At 46.9% G+C, this 17,331-nt stretch carries 16 protein-coding genes; 11 read left to right on the plus strand and 5 right to left on the minus strand.

The window, feature by feature from the left end; genetic code table 11:
* Window positions 1-77 precede the first annotated feature (77 nt).
* The 9 genes from ACF8CV_RS02800 (at window position 78) to yegS (ending at window position 9,177) form a co-directional block, all read left to right on the plus strand.
* The gene (locus ACF8CV_RS02800; protein WP_005396657.1) at window positions 78-1,061 is read left to right on the plus strand and encodes a MoxR family ATPase; all 984 of its coding nucleotides are present in this window, start codon (window positions 78-80) and stop codon (window positions 1,059-1,061) included.
* A gap of 12 nt (window positions 1,062-1,073) precedes the next feature.
* Window positions 1,074-2,036 carry a DUF58 domain-containing protein gene (locus tag ACF8CV_RS02805; RefSeq protein WP_138937094.1) on the plus strand — a complete coding sequence of 321 codons (963 nt, stop codon included), beginning with the start codon at window positions 1,074-1,076 and terminating at the stop codon, window positions 2,034-2,036.
* On the plus strand, window positions 2,037-2,615 hold the full coding sequence (locus ACF8CV_RS02810) for a DUF4381 domain-containing protein (RefSeq protein ID WP_208871049.1): 579 nt from the start codon (window positions 2,037-2,039) through the stop codon (window positions 2,613-2,615).
* Window positions 2,608-3,678, plus strand: coding sequence for a VWA domain-containing protein (locus tag ACF8CV_RS02815; protein WP_140298881.1), 1,071 nt, complete (start codon window positions 2,608-2,610; stop codon window positions 3,676-3,678). The genes ACF8CV_RS02810 and ACF8CV_RS02815 overlap by 8 nt, the downstream gene beginning before the upstream one ends.
* Window positions 3,671-5,401 (plus strand): VWA domain-containing protein, encoded by a 1,731-nt coding sequence (locus ACF8CV_RS02820; RefSeq protein ID WP_208871048.1) that lies wholly within the window; start codon window positions 3,671-3,673, stop codon window positions 5,399-5,401. Before ACF8CV_RS02815 ends, ACF8CV_RS02820 begins: the two co-directional genes overlap by 8 nt.
* A complete protein-coding gene (locus ACF8CV_RS02825) occupies window positions 5,398-6,714 on the plus strand; it encodes a BatD family protein (RefSeq protein ID WP_208871047.1) in 1,317 nt (438 codons plus the stop codon). Before ACF8CV_RS02820 ends, ACF8CV_RS02825 begins: the two co-directional genes overlap by 4 nt.
* Window positions 6,715-6,763: 49 nt before the next feature.
* Window positions 6,764-7,189 (plus strand): bifunctional diaminohydroxyphosphoribosylaminopyrimidine deaminase/5-amino-6-(5-phosphoribosylamino)uracil reductase RibD, encoded by a 426-nt coding sequence (locus ACF8CV_RS02830; RefSeq protein ID WP_005454234.1) that lies wholly within the window; start codon window positions 6,764-6,766, stop codon window positions 7,187-7,189.
* A gap of 173 nt (window positions 7,190-7,362) precedes the next feature.
* The gene (locus ACF8CV_RS02835; protein ID WP_171055836.1) at window positions 7,363-8,268 is read left to right on the plus strand and encodes a LysR family transcriptional regulator; all 906 of its coding nucleotides are present in this window, start codon (window positions 7,363-7,365) and stop codon (window positions 8,266-8,268) included.
* A 9-nt stretch (window positions 8,269-8,277) separates the two neighbouring features.
* Window positions 8,278-9,177 (plus strand): lipid kinase YegS, encoded by a 900-nt coding sequence (gene yegS, locus ACF8CV_RS02840; RefSeq protein ID WP_138937089.1) that lies wholly within the window; start codon window positions 8,278-8,280, stop codon window positions 9,175-9,177.
* 134 nt (window positions 9,178-9,311) lie between these two features.
* Here the strand turns inward: yegS and ACF8CV_RS02845 are convergent, their stop codons facing one another.
* From ACF8CV_RS02845 to ACF8CV_RS02855, 3 genes are all read right to left on the minus strand, one after another.
* A complete protein-coding gene (locus ACF8CV_RS02845) occupies window positions 9,312-9,647 on the minus strand; it encodes a YgiW/YdeI family stress tolerance OB fold protein (RefSeq protein WP_005454158.1) in 336 nt (111 codons plus the stop codon).
* 15 nt (window positions 9,648-9,662) lie between these two features.
* A complete protein-coding gene (locus ACF8CV_RS02850; protein WP_021485233.1) occupies window positions 9,663-10,310 on the minus strand; it encodes an AcfA family outer membrane beta-barrel protein in 648 nt (215 codons plus the stop codon).
* A gap of 177 nt (window positions 10,311-10,487) precedes the next feature.
* Window positions 10,488-11,471 carry an HAD family phosphatase gene (locus ACF8CV_RS02855; protein ID WP_060658822.1) on the minus strand — a complete coding sequence of 328 codons (984 nt, stop codon included), beginning with the start codon at window positions 11,469-11,471 and terminating at the stop codon, window positions 10,488-10,490.
* Window positions 11,472-11,849: 378 nt separating this feature from the next.
* Here ACF8CV_RS02855 and ACF8CV_RS02860 point away from each other — a divergent pair, with 378 nt between their 5' ends.
* On the plus strand, window positions 11,850-13,172 hold the full coding sequence (locus ACF8CV_RS02860; protein ID WP_025557625.1) for an anaerobic sulfatase maturase: 1,323 nt from the start codon (window positions 11,850-11,852) through the stop codon (window positions 13,170-13,172).
* Between the two features lie 9 nt (window positions 13,173-13,181).
* Window positions 13,182-14,309, plus strand: coding sequence for a tetratricopeptide repeat protein (locus ACF8CV_RS02865; RefSeq protein ID WP_138937088.1), 1,128 nt, complete (start codon window positions 13,182-13,184; stop codon window positions 14,307-14,309).
* Here the strand turns inward: ACF8CV_RS02865 and ACF8CV_RS02870 are convergent.
* Together ACF8CV_RS02870 and ACF8CV_RS02875 are read right to left on the minus strand one after the other, a co-directional pair.
* Window positions 14,306-15,943 (minus strand): VRR-NUC domain-containing protein, encoded by a 1,638-nt coding sequence (locus tag ACF8CV_RS02870; RefSeq protein WP_138937087.1) that lies wholly within the window; start codon window positions 15,941-15,943, stop codon window positions 14,306-14,308. The genes ACF8CV_RS02865 and ACF8CV_RS02870 overlap by 4 nt on opposite strands.
* A 67-nt stretch (window positions 15,944-16,010) precedes the next feature.
* Window positions 16,011-17,243 carry an OFA family MFS transporter gene (locus ACF8CV_RS02875; protein ID WP_138937086.1) on the minus strand — a complete coding sequence of 411 codons (1,233 nt, stop codon included), beginning with the start codon at window positions 17,241-17,243 and terminating at the stop codon, window positions 16,011-16,013.
* Between the last annotated feature and the right edge of the window lie 88 nt (window positions 17,244-17,331).

The following is a 17,331-nucleotide window of genomic DNA, read 5'->3' on the forward strand; positions in this document are numbered from 1 at the left end:
ATATAACCTTAAGTTATTTCATTTGTTCTTATACTTAACTATTGAAAAGACGGCTTAAACCACTGAAAAGGTACCCTATGAACCACGCACAACAAGCGATAAAAGAACTCATCGAACAAACAGAAAAAAGCGTCATTGGACAAAGCCACGTGGTTCGAGCTTTAGTCATCGGGTTATTAACGAACGGGCACATTCTTCTAGAAGGTTTACCGGGAACGGCAAAAACACGTTCTGTAAAATCGTTGGCCAACTTGTTAAACACCAGTTTTGGTCGAATCCAGTTTACGCCGGACCTTTTGCCATCGGACGTGACGGGAACCGAGGTTTATCAAGAGTTGGATGGCAAGCCGCAGCTCCATTTTCAACCAGGGCCAATTTTTAACAGCATAGTGCTTGCCGATGAGGTCAACCGTGCGCCAGCCAAAGTACAAGCAGCACTGCTTGAAGCTATGGCCGAAGGCACAATCACGGTAGGCGATAAAACTCACGTATTGCCAGACTTGTTTATGGTGCTTGCAACGCAAAACCCAGTAGAACAGGAGGGCACGTACCCACTGCCAGAAGCGCAAATGGACCGTTTTATCATGAAGGTTACCGTCGACTATCCAGAAGATGAAGCCGAACGTGACATCATCCGTTTGGTGCGCAGTGAAGAATTAGGTGCGGAAACCAGCAGCGAAATTATTACGCCAAAACACATCGAGCCAGACGTGGTGCTAGAAGCTCGCCGTCAGTTACCAAACATCGTGGTATCAGATTTAGTGGAAAACTACATTGTCGCGTTAGTGATGGCGACTCGTAAGCCAGAGCGTTATGCCGATTCAAACTTAGCAAAATGGATTGAGATTGGCTCTAGTCCCCGTGCTTCCATCGCACTAGACAAATGCGCTCGTGCGTATGCGTGGATGCAAGGACGTGACCATGTCACTCCTGACGATGTGCGAGCCATGGTTCCGTCTGTACTGGGCCACCGTTTTTCTTTGACCTACGATGCACTAGCAGACGGAGTCGATCACCAACGCGTCGTGCAAGAGCTGCTAGATTGTGTAGAAATTGGATAAGCGGGAGGCATTATGGCTAAGCCAACTCTTGCGCCAAAATCACAGGGGATGGATCCCCGTTTGTACTGCGATTACGCTCGTTTAGTACGCTTGCAAGCACAAGCAGAATCATTCAGTTTACTTCCTCATCTAAAAGCGGGTAGCGTACTCTCAGGCCGCCACAATTCGCTGTTTCGCGGTCGTGGATTGAACTTCGAAGAGCTGCGCCATTATCAATTGGGTGACGACATTCGTAACCTGGATTGGAAAGTCACGATGCGCACAGGCAAGCCGCACGTGCGCAGCTACACCGAAGAAAAAGATCGCAACGTGATCGTGTGTGTCGACCAGCGCAGCGCAATGTTTTTTGCTTCGACGCAAGTAATGAAATCGGTTGTCGCGGCAGAAATCGCGGCCATGTGCGGGTGGCGCGTGTTAAAAGATGGCGACCGAGTTGGTTTTGTCATCGCATCCCAACAGGCGCTGTTTCACAGCAAGGCGCAGCGTTCGCAAAACGATCTTCTGGCTCAACTTAAGCGTCTCGCTAAAGCCAATCAATCGCTCAATGTGGACTCCCGCAATTCCGAAAAAGTGACGTTCAGTCAATGGCTTGAGCTCATTAAACGCATGAAGCTCAAACAATCCACATTGATTTTTATCAGCGACTGGAGCGACTGCGAGGAGCACCACCTTGATCACCTTAAACAGCTACAACAGCACAACGATGTTCTCGCAGTGATGGTCAGTGACCCATTAGAACAAGCGCTACCAGACGATTTGGCAAAATCGAAATGGGTGGTTGGTGATGGGCAGTATCAACTCAATTTAGACAGCAAAGCAAAGGTAGAAGCCGCGAGCGCAAAGCTTGAGGCTCGAACTAGCTTACAGCGACAATCACTCTCTCAACTTATGGCGATGAAACACCTTCCGCACATCGAACTCGATACGACAGGCGAGCACATTAAACAATTTCAAAAACTGGTAGGGGGGCGTTAAATGAGTGGTCTTCCTACGCCTCCGAGTACCTACATACTCAGAGAGCTACATGATGTGGCCGTGCCACCAAGCGTGAGTTGGTATCCGCAAACTATTGGCTGGAAGATTTTAGCGGCGGTTGCGCTCATTGCACTGGTGTATGTCGCGTATCGTTTGGCTCAACAGTGGTGGTGTAACCGCTACCGACAAGAAGCTCTGCTGGCGATTTCGCAAATCAAACCGAGCGACAAAGGCATGCCTAAAGCATTGTTCTCTGTGCTTAAAATTGTGTTGATTCATGTTGATAGCCGTAACGCGAAATTGTTTGATACCGCCTTTTTGCGCAAGCTCGATGCGCTATATCCGCAAACCGGAGATTCTCAAGCAAACTCGCAAATGGTCTTTAACGATGAGCTTTCAAAGCGCTGGTTACAAAGTATTGTTGACCCAAGCGTTACGCTAGCCAACGAAGAACGAGTAACGCTTATTGCTCGTGCGAAAAACTGGGTGAGTGAACACCGTTGTGATGTTCAAAAAAGCGCGGCAAAGAAATATCCATTATTGAAACGCAAAGCAAATCAGGGAGGTCAACATGAATGATCTTCTTGCATCGCTAACTGGTTTGTCTGGTTTTGAATTTGCTCACCCAATATGGTTTCTGATTTTGCCGCTGCCATTGGTGGTGTCCTACTTGGTGCCTGCGTATCGCACTAAGCAAATGGCGATCAAAGTGCCGTTTTTTAGTCAGCTTGTGGAAGCGATTGGCGAGACGCCATCAGAAGGTGCAAGCCAGTTAACCCCAAGCTGGTGGCAACGAGCAACGTTAATTCTCTCATGGCTTTTGGTGGTGTGTGCGATGGCAAAACCCACTGTGTTAGGCGAGCCTCAAGTTCGCGAGAGTTTAGGGCGCGATGTGATGGTCGTGGTGGATCTTTCGGGTTCCATGGCTGAGCCTGATTTCACCTCTCGTACAGGTGAAAAAATTTCTCGCCTTGATGCGGCAAAAGAAGTGCTGACGGAGTTTGTTCAGTCTCGTAAAGGTGACCGATTAGGCTTGGTACTTTTTGGTGATGCCGCTTTTGTGCAAACGCCATTTACCGCAGACCAAAAAGTGTGGCTCGAACTGCTTAACCAAACCGATGTGGCGATGGCAGGGCAGAGTACCCATCTTGGTGATGCGATTGGCCTAGCGATTAAAGTTTTTGAGCAAAGCGATAAGTCGCGTGGTGCTTTAGTACAAGATCAAAACCGTGAAAAAGTCGCGATTGTATTAACCGATGGCAACGACACGGGCAGCTTTGTCGAACCGATTGATGCGGCGAAAGTTGCGAAAGCCAAAGGCGTGCGAGTGCACGTGATTGCGATGGGTGATCCGGAAACGATAGGTGAAACGGCGTTGGATATGGACACGATTCATCGCATTGCGAAAGAATCCGGCGGTGAAGCGTTTGAAGCACTCAACCGTGATGAACTGTCGGCTGCCTACGACGAGATTGGCAAACTGGAACCTCAACTTTACGAAAGCACCACATACCGCCCAAAACAAAGTCTTCACCATTACTTGATGGCGTTAGTGGTCATCATGCATTTACTCGCGTTCAGCGTCGCGACACTCAAAAGAAGGGCTGCAACACGATCATCATTAGGAGAGAGCGATGTTTGATTCTCTTAGTTGGACGCAATTCTTTACGCAGTTTCATTTTATCCGACCGTTGTGGTTACTTGCTTTGATCCCCATGTTTTTCTTGGTGTGGTTGCGCTGGCGAGAAGAAAGCAAACCAAGCTGGAAGGATATTCTGCCCGAACATTTACGCAATGCTTTGACGATAGGCGAGCGAGGTTGGCGCAAGCAACTGCCGCTTAAGCTCTTGATGCTGATTGTGCTACTCGCCATTGTGATTTGTGCAGGCCCAACGTGGCAACGTGAATCTTCCCCCTTTGGCGAAGATAAAGCCTCTCTGCTTGTGGTGCTTGATAACAGCGACTCGATGCTGCAAAAAGATCTCCCACCAAGCCGCCTTGAGCGTTCCAAACAGAAAGTACGCGATTTATTAGCCGCTCGAAAAGGCGGAAAAACGGGTTTAGTCGTGTTTGCGGGCAGTGCTCATGTGGCGATGCCTGTGACTCAAGACAGCAAAGTATTTGACCCATTCTTGGCGGCCATTACGCCAGAAATCATGCCCGTGCAAGGTAAGCTTGCTGAAAAAGCCTTGCCGTTAATTGATCAACAATTGCAAGGTCAACCAGGCTCCACCGTTTTGTTGGTGAGCGATGGCGTGAACCCGGCCACGATTAAGCAATACCAAGCGTATTTTGAAGGTAAACCTTATCAACTGTTAATTCTTGCTGCGGGGAATACAGACATCGTGAGTAACAACCCGATGGATTTGGATTCTCTGCAAAAACTGGCCAGCCAGACCAACGGTCGATTGGTGGAAGTGACGGTCGATAACAGTGATATCGAACAACTGAATCGATACGTTGAGCGAAATATGCAGCTTAATGGCGAATCTTCAATGCCTTGGAAAGACATGGGTTATCAACTGCTGTTCCCAATCGCGTTGATCATGATGCTGTGGTTTAGAAAAGGGTGGTTAGTGCAGTGGTGCGTGATCGTAATGGTGAGCGGTACACTGTTGATGCCGACCAGTGCAATGGCGGAGAACATTTCTGTGAAAGCCGAGCAGCCACAAGTTGTGCAAAAAGTGACGACCTTCGACAAGGTGGCGCAATGGTGGTGGGATTTGTGGCTGACGCCAGACCAACAAGGACAGCGTTTGTTCAACCAACAAGCGTATTTAGAAGCTGCAAAACACTTTGTCGATCCATTACGCAAAGGCACGGCGTACTACTACGCTAGCGAGTTTGAGCTCGCGCACAGTGCGTTTTTGGAAATGCAAAACGACCCGTCCGAAGAGGTTAGAGATTACGGTCTTTACAATGCGGCGAGCGCATTGGCGCGTCAGCGTGAATATTTGGCTGCTCGTGACTTGTTAAAATCCCTAGCCAGTAAGCCAACGTTGAGTGAGTCGTTAAGACCTGATGTTGAGCACAACTTGAAAGTGATTGCTGGCATCGTCGATGAGATAAATCAGATGAGTGAGAGTCAAGCAGGAACAGAGCAAGAGGCGTCAACCGAGCTAGGCGACAACCCTCAAACCGCAGAAGGAGCGGATGAACAAACGTCAGCAGAGTTGATGATTAAAGAGACGTTAAGCGCAGACGACATCTTAGGTAGCCAAGAATTAGCCGACAAGTGGCTAAAGCGAGTCGAAGCGGATCCGAAGTATTTCTTACGCGCTAAATTCCAAATTCAATTACGCTCGCCAACAACGGGTAGCTCAACTACGACAACGGAACACAATACAGAGGAGGCGGCCCAATGATGATGAATGTCCATCGCGTTACCTCTTTTGCACCTCCTGCAAGGATAGTGGCATGGTTAGTGGTTTGTTTGAGTCTGTTCGTAAGTCGTCACGTTTTCGCTCAAGATATTTACGCTCTTCAACGCAATCATGGTGTTGAGTTGCAAGCGTGGGTCGGTCAACAACCAACGGCTGGGGAAAAGCGTAAAACGCCAAGTTTTAGTGTCAACGAGCAAGTCATTTTAACCATCGAAGTGGCAACGCCGCGCTGGTTTACGGGTGGGACGCGAATTGGCAGTATTGAAATGCCCAATGTTATCGCCAAACAGCGTAATCAGTTAGCCACTAACTTCACGGAGCACAAGGGCGGACAAACTTGGTCGCGTCAACGCTGGGAAGTGACTTTGTATCCACAAGCATCTGGTGATTTTGTGATTCCACCTGTCGCAGTGGGCGTTCAGGTGTCAGCACCGGACGGCGAGAAGGTGTCAGGCACCCTTTACACGCAGCCGATTAAGTTCAAAACTGTCTTGCCATCGGGATTGTTGAGCGGTGACACGCCTTGGTTTTCTGCAACGCACGTAGACGTAAAACAAGAGTGGGCGACCTCCACTGAGTCACTCAAAGTTGGGGATGCAATCACGCGTAAAATCACCATTTCAGCTCAAGATTCGCTATCTGTGTTGCTACCAGACTTGTTGAAAGGAGAATCAACAACCCGTTACCAAGCGTATCCTCAACCGCACCGTCTTACAGATACGCAAACACGTGGTGATTACCAGTCAACACGCACAGAAGAGAGCGTGTACGTGATTCAACAAGGTGGTGAATTAACCCTGCCAAATTATGAGTTCCGTTGGTGGAACAGTAAGACTCAACAAGTGGAAACGGTGGTGCTAGAGGGCAAAACATTTGCTGCGAAGCACACGTTGAAATCCTTCATCAATACGTACTTTGCATGGATTGTATCCACGCTTGTATTGCTGGGTTTTGTGACTGTTTCATTGGTAGCCATTAAACGTTACTACCGCAACAAACCGACACCAGCATGGTTGACGTTCCACCGTTTGCTAAAGGCTAAACGTTGGTCTGAAGCAAGGACCGTATTGTACAAACAATTGCGTTTAAATACGGCAGAGCTGGAAATGACCAAAGCCGATACGAGTGAATCGTGGCAAAAAAGTGCGTCGCGAATGCAAAATGGTGAAAATAGCGCTCATTTAATGAAGTCGATGTGGCGCAAGATCCAGACCAAACAACAACGCTTTAAATTCCGTATTCCACGAGCGTTACCAGAACTGGACAAAGTCATTGGAAGAGATGGCAATGAATAAAACGGGGCGCTAATATAGCGCCTCGTTTTTATTAGAGAATAGAGTTCAAATGAGCCAAGAGTTTATGCGCCGCGCATTGGAAGTGTCCAAAAATGCGCTTCCTGAATGTCAACCCAACCCACCGGTTGGCTGCGTGTTAGTGAAAGACAATCAAATCGTTTCAGAAGGTCATACTCAAGCTATTGGTGGCAACCACGCGGAAGTAGAAGCGCTGAATGCATATCAAGGCTCGTTAGAATCGGTGACGGCATACGTTACGCTCGAACCGTGTTCGTTTGTAGGTCGCACGCCAGCTTGCGCGGTGACATTAGTGAAATCCGGTATTGGCAAAGTCGTCGTAGCCATGTTGGACCCAGATCCGCGCAACAGTGGTCGAGGTATCGAGATTCTAAAACAAGCCGGTATTGAGGTAGAAATTGGTTTATGCGGCAAGGAAGTCAGCGAGTTTCTTACCCCATATTTAGGCAAATCTTAATGTAAGCTTTGGCCTGCACGTTAGCAGCCCACTTATGCGGTGAATGGAGTACGTCAAAATTGAGTTAAAACTCATTAAAACAGGTCGTACCGCCCATTTCTTGTACTTGGCTACGTTAACTATCATGCTGTTAGATTAAAATAGAAAAAGTGATTTTCGAAAAATTTAATAGCATGAAACCGACCGATCTTAATCTCATCCCCATTTTTATCGCCATCTACGAAGAGCGTAATTTGTCTCGGGCGGCGGCACGTTTAGACATCACCCAACCCGCGGTGAGTAAAGCGCTAGCAAGATTGCGCGATATCTACGACGAACCATTGTTTCACCGCAGTTCTTCTGGTGTTGAGCCAACATCGTTTGCTGTCGATATTTATCCGGCCATGGTTGCGGCGATAAAGAACTTTACCTCGACGCTGTCGGCATCGGTTGAGTTTGATCCTAAAGTTTCCAATCGCATTTTCTCTATCGCTTGCGTGTCGATTTTAAGCTACGAGTTGCTGCCACAGTTGATGAAGCAGATTCACGAGTTAGCGCCGAATATCGCTTTGGAAGTGCACCCGCTGTTTACTGAGGATTACGAAAGTGATCTACGCTTACAACGTTATGATTTGATTATCGATTTAGCACCGCGCGGGAGAACGGTCTTGAAAGTTGACCCCGTGATCACTGAGCGTTTGATGGTGGTGTGTAACAAAGATCACCCTCGTATCGCTGAGAGCATTTCTCAAGAGCAGTTTTTTGAAGAAGAACACGTTGCAGTATCGCAGTGGCAAAGCCGAAAAAGCATGCTGAGTGCAGAAGATATTGTTGATTTGGACAAACGCAAAATCATGTATCGAGCCGCAGGAGCACTGGAAATGTTGCCGGTTATCTGCGGTAGCGAATACATTGGTTTGATGCCAGAATCGATGATTAAGTTGTTCAGTAATACCTATCATGTGAAAGCACTGCCGTTTCCATTTGATGTAACAACTTACGATCTTTGCACCATTTGGCACCCTAGTCGCACTAATGAAAGTGCTCATCAGTGGTTGCGCGCGCAAATCAAACACGCAGGGAAAGTCATCAAGAAATAGGAAGTCCATATGAAGACAATACGAGCGATTCTAAACGGCAAAAAAGCCGGTAATCCTGAGCTAAGAGACGCCATCATGAAAATGAGAGACAGGGGCGTAGATGTGCAAGTTCGCGTCACTTGGGAATCGCAAGATATGCCGCGTCTCGTGAAAGAAGCGGTAACGGATGGTATTGAGCGTATTGTTGTTGCGGGTGGCGATGGCACTGTCAATGAGGCTGCTTCGGCACTTATCCACATTGATCATGAAAGTCGTCCTGAACTTGCCATTATTCCGCTTGGTACGGCCAATGATTTTGCGACCGCGAATCATATTCCAGATTCGATTGCTGATGCATTAACCTTGGCAGTGGAAGGGCAAGCGCTGTCTGTTGATTGCGTTAAGGCGAACGATCGTTGCTTTATCAATGTTGCGGCGGCAGGTTTTGGCGCAGAAGTGACAGCAGAAACACCTGTTGAGTTAAAAAACTTTCTCGGTGGTGGGGCTTACACACTGACTGGCGTTGTGAAGGCGCTCGGCTTCAAACCTTATGATGGCAGCATCATTATCGAAGGGGGCCGTTACGATGGCGAAATGTTGTTAGGGGCATTTTGCAACAGCCGCTTAGCTGGTGGCGGTCAACAGCTCGCTCCTCATGCGATGATTGATGATGGTTTGATGGACTTAACGCTGGTTCGTCCGTTTTTACCGCATGAATTGCCCAAAGTCATTGAAGAGATTAACAACCCATCCGAGAAAGGCGAGTTTGTGAAACACACCCGAGCCAGTTGGTTGGAGATCGATTTTACGAATCCTCTACCACTTAACTTGGATGGCGAACCGTATCATTCCCGTAAAATTCGATTTGAAGTGCAGCCAAAGAGTTTGAAGTTGGTGCTACCTAAAGATTGCCCGTGCGTGACGCACTAAGTCCAACCTTGTGAGATGAGCAAAAACAAAGCCACCGATGGGTGGCTTTGTTTTATCACTATTTTTACTGTTTCAACAATAGCTCCTTGGCTAGAGGACTTTCGTTGTTAGGGCTCTTCGTTGTTAGGGCTCGTTTATAGCTTTTGGATGGTATCTACGTCGATTTGCATGGTGGTCCATTCTGAATCAATTTCGCCACGAATTGCCACTTTGTCGTTTGGAGTCACGTCTAAGCCCATCCATTCTTCGTTGTCGATCTCTACTTCGATTTCGCCAGTGCTGTCTTTGAATAAGTAAGTCTCGTTACCTAGTGATTGAATGATGTGCCCAGTGAGCATTACGGCGCTGTCTTCGGTTGCGTTTTGCGCATCTTTCACTGTGTTGATTACGCTGACTTCTGGGCCATTAAAAGCAGCGAAAGCCGAGCTTGAAAGTAGGGCAAACATGGATGCCAAAATCATTTTTTTCATTATCGTTTCCTTATATTAAAAGTAGTAAGTTGTGCCTACGTTAAAGGATGCTGAGTTTGCGTAGCTGTCTAGTTGGTATTTTGCGTTTGCGCCAATGGTGAGCTTTGGGAACACTTGGTATTCCGCACCCACAGAGAACATTGCGCCGAACTCGTTATTTTTCTCCGCGCTATGGAAAAGCGTGTTGGTCATTTCCACATCGTCGTTCGCGACAAGCTCGTATTCTTGATGTTTAGAAACCTTGGCGTCGTATTGTGTGTAAGTTAGACCCGCTTTGAATTTTGTTGTCCATTTATCATTTAATGCGTAGCTAAACACTGGAGCCAACGACACTTGTTTGGCTTTGATTGACGCATCCCAATCCATTTCATGATGGTAATCTTTGCCATCAATTGGCTTGATACCTAGGTTTTTTGAACGACTATCATCAAGGTCAAACTGGCTGTAACCCAGTTCCAATGCCCAGTTGTCATTAAATGCGTAACCGATAAAGCCTGAGAAAATACCATCTTCAAGTTCAGGGTTGAGTGTTACGTTGTCAGCTGAAAAGTGAGGTTCCAAATCATGGTCAGTGGTGCCTAATCCATATTCCAGACCTACATAAGGAGCCGCAGATACCGAAACTGAGCAGGTAACAAGTAACGCAAGAAGTGTTTTGTTCATTCTAATTTTGCCTCTTCAAATCAACTTAGTGAGTAGAAGCGCATTTTGTGTGATGAAGCGTGAAGTGATCGTGAAGAAATAAAAGAATTTGGCGTGCAAATAGAAAAATTCCCCAAAGCGTGGGGAACTTTTCGGTCTTGGTTCGTTAATTGAGTGGGCTTCGAACAGCGCTCTTGTTTAATAAACGGTGCACCAATCGTTTTTCATGTCTATAAGCTGCCAGTTGTCACGCGCATTGGCTTCGTCTAACGCTTTATCTAAGCGGCCAACGTCCGATTGACGGTCGTATTTCCACTCGCGCGCTTCGTCAGTGTGATGCACAATCATCGCCATAGAGTTTGGTTGGCTTGTCGCCCACTGCATCATCGCTTGGTCTCCGTCCGAGTTACCAACGGCGAGCACTGGTTTCTTACCAATAATGTACTGGATGTTTTCGACTTTCACTTCTTTATCATCGAGCGTTAACAGTTCGCCCAACTTCATCACTTTAGGTTGACCATCATTAAAGCTGTATTCGTATTTCAACGCGCTGCCGATGATTTGCTCTTCAGGAATGTTGTAAGCTTCTGGCGCCCACACGCGCATAAAGTCCACGCCACCACCCGAAACAATGTAGGTTTTGAAGTTGTTCTCTTGCAGGTACGTAAGCATTTCGCGCATCGGCTTAAAGGTGAGGTCGTTGTAGGCTTTACCAAAGCGCTTGTCTTTCGCCGCCGCAAGCCATTGCTCGACGGATTGTTGGTATTCTTCAACGGTCATGCCGCTGTGGGTGACTTTCATGATTTGGAGTAGCGATTCTTTACCGCCAGCAAAGACTTTCTCTAAGTCGTTTTCAATGACGGATTTAAAAGGTTCCTGCGTTTTCCACTCCGGATGCATTTTCGCAAGGGCTTTGACTTGATCTAACGCGAACGCAATTTGGAAATAAATCGGCTTTTCTGACCAAAGTGTACCGTCGTTGTCGAACACGGCAATGCGGTCAGAAACGGGGATAAATGTTGCCTTTGAACTGTCGGTAGATTGCTCGACAAAATTCACAATGGCGGTTTTGCTGTCGCTGTCTTTCCAAGAGGGGAGCAAGTTGGCATCGCAATCTTTCGCGAGGCTGGAAAAAGATAAGCTAGTTAAGACGGCAAGAGTACAGAGATGGATTTTGTTCATTATTTACCTCGATTGATTTCACTAGGTTGTGATCCCTAAAAAGGGCAATGAGGGCGGATAACCTTAAACGACCACTTACACGTTGTACTCATGTCATTTTCTCGCCCACGCGTTAGCGTTGAAAATTCGCCTTCATCATAAGCAAGCGTAGTCGCATTCCTTGGTTGTGCACGAAATGAATAGCGTAATGCTTCCCAAACGCCGCATACGGGTTATCTCAAACTGCCCAAAGTAGAGTAGCAACAAGCGCCATGAAAATAGGTTATAAGCGGTATAACAAGCCTGCGGTATTAATGAAATTTATGATTGGGTCATCAAGGTGAATCGCGGGTAAATATCCGGATCACGCCTTCAAATTCGCAACAGCAAAGGTGACTCATGCAAATTACTCAAAGTCCTCAGTTCAACGGCAAAGCGTCTAAGCGTTTACATGTTATGGCAAAGCCAATTGGTGCTGCCTGTAACATTGACTGTACTTACTGCTACTACCTCAGCAAACAGGACTTACTTGAGTATAAAAAAGGATGTTCACCAATGATGGATGAAGCCACGTTAGAGGCTTACATCAAACAGTATATTGAAGGGCAAAATACACCTGAGATCGTCTTCTCTTGGCAGGGCGGTGAGCCAACGATGCTGGGTTTGGATTACTTCAAGAAAATTGTCGAGTTTCAAGCGAAGTACCAGCCCGCAGGCGTGAAGATCTCTAACGATCTGCAAACAAACGGCACGTTATTGAATGACGAATGGTGCGAATTTTTAAGCGAGAACCATTTCTTGGTGGGCTTGAGTATTGATGGCCCTGAAATGCTGCACAACGCGTATCGAACCAACCGAGCCGGTCGGGGTACATTCAAACAAGTCATGAATGCGGTGGAGTTGTTGCATAAACATCAGGTGAACTTTGCCACGCTTACCTGTGTGAACAACCTGACGAGCCGAAATCCGCTTGAAGTCTACCGTTTTCTGCGAGATGAAGTCCGCTCGCCACAAATGCAGTTTATTCCTATTGTTGAACAGAAAACGTTCCGCACCACTGCGCCTCAAAAATGGCAACCGCAAGAACAGCTTAAACAAGGAGACAAGCGTTTGATTCCGGGTCACAAAGATTCTGTCATGGAACCTTGGTGTGTTGCCGATGAAGCTTGGGGTAACTTCCTGATTGCGATTTTTGATGAATGGATTAAGAACGATATCGGCAAAGTGTTTGTGCAATATTTTGAAGCCAGTGTAGAGGCTTGGATGGGGCGCGCTAATCCACTTTGTACGCTGGGTGAGGTGTGCGGTAAGGGGTTAGCGATGGAGCCAAATGGCGATGTATTTGCGTGCGATCATTACGTTTATCCGGAGTATAAAATTGGCAATATTCATCATGACAAGCTGGATGAACTGGCCTACAGCAAAGAGCAACAGAAGTTCGGTTTTGCAAAATCTCGCTTGTTAACGCAGCAATGTCGAGACTGTGAGTATCAGTTTGCATGCTACGGTGAATGCCCGAAAAACCGTTTCATTCGTACTCGTGATGGTGAGCCGGGACTTAACTATTTATGTGCAGGATGGAAGAAATTCTTTGCACATGCTGACAAAGCGATGGCATACATTTTACGCGCAACGGGTAACGTGGTGGCTCATGGCAAATACAGCGATTCAGTCGTGCGCCAAGAGAGTGAACAACGCCCAGTATTCGAAACAAAATTTTGAGGAATTGGTATGTCATTGTCTACAGAAGCCCCCCTGTTAAAGACACCGTGTTTGGCACCGCGCAAACGTCGATCGAACAAAGTGAAGATGCTTTCTAAGTCGTTATTGGCGGTCACGTTAGGCGCGGTCATTAATCATTCTGTTATGGCGCAAACGCCGACGGAACAAACGCAAGCTCTGCCGACGGCGGCAGAGCAGGTGCAACAACCAACGCCGCAGCAAGTGATTTCTAAGCTCGCTTATCAAGCCCAAGACCAAAAGTTGCCGACCGAACAACGTGTTCAAGCTCTGCGCGAACTGGGTAATTACCCAAACCAGAATGCTCTGGTGGCTGTTGCTCGAGGTTTACAAGATAAAGACGCGGCAATTCGCGAAGCTGCGATAGTCGGCGCACAACCTTACGCGATCGAAAACCGCTGGCGCATGGTGGAACCACTACTTAAAGATGAATCCTCTTCCGTGCGTATTGCGGCAGCACTGAACTTAGTGCGTGACTATTCTGTTTTGACAGAAGCGCAAAGACCAGCGATAGAAAAGCCTGTGGACGAGCTTTTAGCGAGTTTAAAGAGCGGAACGGATAACAACACCCAATTGCTGTTAGCCGATGTGTATCGCTGGCATGAAAACTGGAAACAAGCGGACGATATCTATCAAGCATTGTTATCCAAAATGCCGGAAAACCCAGATGTTTGGCTGAACTTAGCCGACAATTACCGCGCGCAGCAACGTGAGCAAGAAGCGATTGATACATTGGATAAAGCGATTGAACGCCTTCCTGATAATGCCGCCCTGCATTATTCGAAATCTTTGACACTCGTTCGTTTAAACGACAAAGAGCAAGCCGCAAATGAAATCGAAAAAGCGGCCAACATGGCGAAAAACAACAGCTACTTTTGGTATTTGAATGGTGTGCTACAAGAAGAGTTCAGTGTCGATAAGGCTGTGAAATCTTTTGAACAGGCTTACTTGATTTCAGGCGCGCCAGAACAGCTGTACGCGGTTTGTGATATCTATATTCGTTACGATAATCCGAAAACGGATGAATGCTTGACGGAACTAGAAAAAGTCGCACCAAGCTATGTGATTGACCAGCTCAAACAGAAAAGAGCGCTGACTTCTGCAAAGCCTAAAAGCTAGTCAATCCGCATTTCATCTTCTTTTCGCGCGGTGACGTAACACACTGCAAATGGCACATTAAGGCGAGAAAACTCTTTGATCCAACGCCATTGGTTATCTTGGAGTTTATCGCCGGGCCCTTTTACTTCAATCCACTCGAACTCGTTGTCTCTAAAAGCAATCAGATCCGGCATCCCATTGCGGTAAAGCTTAAGATCGCTTAACTGAACCTTAAATAGTTCGAGTAATGTGCGGGTAGGAATGGTGTTAAGTGACTGTTCAAGCAATTCCTTGCCTATTAAGCTCCATTGAACAAACGGATTGCTGATACCAAACTTTTCATCGTATTTCGCTAAAATCGCTTGTGTATTACCCAATTCTAACTGTGTGAAAGCTTCATCAATCAGTGCTTGGCGCTTTGCTACAAAATCGGAATGGTACAAATCCAGAGGACGGTGTTGATAGGCATTGATGAATGCCCCTTCAATGGGAGCGAAAATCGCATCCCAAAAAGTGAGCCCAAGTAATGCATTCAGCAGTGCATTTTCGGCGTAAAACACACTCCAGCCTAAAGATTCAAAGTGCGCTTTGCTGGCGAGTTCGACTCTCTGTTGAGATAAATCCAGTTCAACGCGGTACTCCATACAGGTTGGCTTTGTCACTCTTGGCACTTTCTCACCTTGTTTTCGTTTCAGCCGCTGCTCAAGTTTTTGTGCGACTTCGAGCTCAGACACATCGATCGGTGAGTGAAGCATCTCTGTGACAATGTCACTAAATAAATCATCATGGTTCAGTTTGTCATAGATACGTGCGCGTCGTTCTCGGCTTGGCGTAAGCTGAGTTTGGCCAAATAGAGATAGGGCGGTCTCTAGCTCATCAATCCGTTCGTAATCACGTGCTATGTCATTCAACATGTGCTCACGTTTACGATCCACATAAGGATGATGAACAGGGTGAGGCATCACCTCAATAAGAAGGTCGAGATTGGCTTTGTCTTTTCGGTCAAATTGCCAGTACAGGTTGGCCAGTTGGCTCTGTTCAATTAAGCGGTCTATTTGCTCACGTGAATCAAAGAAGCGGCGCACTTTACTCAATTGATATTGCTCGAACTGGTGTAGACCTAAGTCATCAAGCACAAACTGACTTAAGTCTTGATGGGTGTTGGCAAAAAACAGAGTGAGCAACACGTCGATCATGTGGGCGGAATTGAGTTTGAGGATCGTAAACTCAAGTTGCTCTACGCGATCAAATTCCGTATTACTCAAACGTTCGACAAGGGCGTCTTTCTTGAGTGATTTCGGCAGTTCGGGATAAAGCGCGGAGATCTCTGGTTTGGTCAGTAAGTTAGCCGCCAACTCTTGATGAGAAAGTGGTGGGGATAGTGAGATGAAATCTTGTTCGCCTAATTCCGCCAGCGCAGCATCGATGAATGGAATTTCTTGATAATTGAGTTTATCGCTTCGAAACCAACATCCTTTTCGGCTGTATAAACGCACCAAAAGGCACTGGGCGTGTTTGTTCAAGGAATCAAACGAACAAAGCCAGGCGTGTTCTTCCTCGGTCAGTAAATCGCTGTACCACGTTACTGCGTGGTGAGTCAGCTTAAAGAAGTTCTCTAGATAGTAGTCTGGTGCGAGTTCGATTGGGCTTTCCATAAACGACCGATAACAAAAAAGGCTTAACCCATAGGTTAAGCCTTTTCGCTATCAAATCAATTCGCAATTATGCGTTTTTTAGCTGTGCTACTTTCGCTTCAGACAGTGGCTTAGTGATGAGCGCAAGTACGATACATACAGCCATCATTGCTGAAGAAATAGTGTAAGCCAAGGTGTAGCCGTCGCCATTTGTCATCGAGAAACCAACAACTGCTGCGCCGATTGCACCACCGATACCCCATGCAGTGTAAAGCACACCGTAGTTAGTACCGTAGTTTTTCAGACCGTAGAACTCAGCCGTTAGAGTAGGGAACACCGCTAGAAGCGTACCGTAACCTACCGCTGCGATTGCGGTACCGATGATGAGAGTGAACTCAGAATCGAACGTTGCGAACAACACCATGTTTACGCCTTGTAGAACGAACGCAAGTAGAAGCGTACGAACACCGCCGATTTTATCTGCAAGCATACCCGCAGCAACACGACCGCCAGAGTTGAATACAGCAAGAATGGACGCTAGGTAAACCGCGTTTGGCAAGTTTGCTTGAACGCTTGCGATTGTCGTGATGTTACCGATGATCATTAGACCAACAGAAGCTGCGAACGCGTACATGATCCATAGAGAGTAGAACTGTGGCGTTTTCAACATTGCTTTCCAAGTTAGGTCATCTGACTTTTTCACCGCTTTAGGTGTTTGGCCTTCTTTTACTTTCGGCTCTGCAGGTGTGTAGTCTGCTGGTGGGTTGTTGATGGTTGCTGCAAGAGGAACCGCAATTGCTAGGATACCAACACCAAGAACCATAAAGCTGGTTTGAATGCCCATGCTGTCGATCAGCGCAGACGTTACTGGCGCAAGATAGATAGCCGCTAGACCAAAACCTGCCGCAATAATGCCGTTGACCATACCTTTCTTCGAAGCGTGGAACCACTTCATCGCAGAAGGTGACAGACATGCATAACCAAAACCGATACCTGCACCTGTGATCACACCAAACGTAATGTTCAGCATTAGTGGAGAATCAACAAAGCCAGATGCGATCATGCCTAGACCTGTAAGAACAGTACCTAGGATAAGGATCATACGCGGACCCATACGGTCTTGAAGGATACCTGCAACAAGAAGACAGATAGAGAAGGTGATCGTTGCAGTTGCGTAAGGTGCAGAAGCTTCTGCAGCACTCCAGCCTGATTCAGTCACCAATGCCTTGTTGAATACACTCCAAGCATACAGGATGCCAAGACAAAGGTTGATACAGAACCCTGCAAGCAGGATGCGCATAGCTTTATCAATCTTGCTCATTTTCATTCTCAGTTTTACCTCTTGCTACAACGCAAAGAGGTGTTAGTTTAAAGATGTTTTTTCTCAAAATTAGTTTGCGTTTTTCAAC

This window comes from Vibrio sp. zbq_1, assembly GCF_043102935.1.
In the GTDB taxonomy this organism is placed as follows: Bacteria; Pseudomonadota; Gammaproteobacteria; order Enterobacterales; family Vibrionaceae; genus Vibrio; species Vibrio parahaemolyticus.